General features: G+C 60.5%; 1 protein-coding gene. It reads left to right on the top strand.

Annotated features, from left to right (window positions below; all coding sequences use genetic code 11):
* A partial coding sequence (locus NW858_RS09435) for a PP2C family protein-serine/threonine phosphatase (protein WP_414520364.1) occupies positions 1-727 on the top strand: 727 nt, incomplete at both ends.

The following is a 727-nucleotide window of genomic DNA, read 5'->3' as shown; positions in this document are numbered from 1 at the left end:
CAAGATCCCCAGCGAGCGGCCGGAAAACTCTGAGGCCGCCGCCGATGAGCCGGTTGGATCCCTGGCCCCTTCCCCTGAACCATCCGAAGACTTTCGCTTGGCCATCGTGATTGGGGACGTGATGGGCAAAGGTGTCCCTGCCGGCATGTTGATGAGCATGACCCGTGCCATGGTGCGGGCAGAAGCCCTCAACCGCCACTCGCCGGCCCGCGTTCTCCAACATCTCAACCGGGCCATGTACAGCGATCTGGAAAACTCCAATCGCTTCATCAGCCTGTTTTACTCAGAATACGATCCCCGCTCCCGTCGCCTCTGTTTTAGCAACGCTGCCCATAACCCCACCCTCTGGTGGCGGGCCCGCACCCGCGACATCCAGCCCCTAGACACAGAAGGAGCGCTGATTGGCTTAGAGGAACACAGTCAATACTCGGAAGCCTGCGTGCAACTGCAGCCGGGAGATGTTGTAGTCTATTACACCGATGGCTATGTCGAGACCGCCAATACCCGCGGGGAGCGGCTGGAGACCTCAGGCTTGATGGACGCCATTCAACATGCTGCCAGTCGCTACGAGTCGCCCGAGGAGATCTTGGAGAACCTTTTTGAGCAGATGGACGCCTTCCGGGGCCGCCAGGGATCCCGTCCTGTTGTCCCAGAGCCGCCGGCGGATCCGGAGCTCTTGTTTCAGGATGAGATTTCCCTGCGGCCTGAGCCGGTGGACGATACAACG

Origin of the sequence: Synechococcus sp. H55.10 (assembly GCF_047502715.1) — a bacterium.
Taxonomy (GTDB): domain Bacteria; phylum Cyanobacteriota; class Cyanobacteriia; order Thermostichales; family Thermostichaceae; genus Thermostichus.
Note: the sequence above shows the minus strand (reverse complement) of the source record. Positions and strands in the feature narration are given on the sequence as shown.